Source organism: Streptomyces niveus (assembly GCF_001723055.1).
GTDB lineage: Bacteria > Actinomycetota > Actinomycetes > Streptomycetales > Streptomycetaceae > Streptomyces > Streptomyces niveus.
In genome coordinates, this window is sequence record NZ_MDCR01000474.1 from 329 (window position 1) to 700 (window position 372).

1 protein-coding gene is annotated in these 372 nt (G+C 75.3%); it reads left to right on the top strand.

The annotated features are described in order from the left end of the window. Positions 1–160, top strand: a 160-nt coding sequence (locus BHU15_RS41880; protein ID WP_497210046.1) for an ATP-binding protein, incomplete at its 5' end; no start/stop codon positions are given. Positions 161–372 lie beyond the last annotated feature (212 nt).

Here is a 372-nt window from a genome sequence, read left to right on the forward strand (position 1 = left end):
GCCCGCGCCCGGCGAGGGCGGAGCCGTACAGGAGGGCGGGCAGGGGTTACGGCTGGTGGAGAGCCTCGCTCGGGACTGGGGGGCCACCGTTTACGGGGGGCGGGAGCCCGCGTACAAAGCCGTCTGGTTCAGCCTCGCCCGGCAGAGGCTCGGGGCGTGAGGGCACTCGGGTGGGACTTCCTGCTCGCCGCCGTCGGGCTCGCCGTCTTCGCCGGCGGGGTGGTCCGGGCGCGCGTCGGGCCCGGCGCGGAGCGTGATGCGCCGGGCCCGACAGGGATTATGCCGCGTCGATGCGGGAGATGCTGCCGCCGAGGCCGAGGACGTACAGCTCGCCGTCGCCGCCCTGGACGAAGGAGATGACCTCGCCGCCGT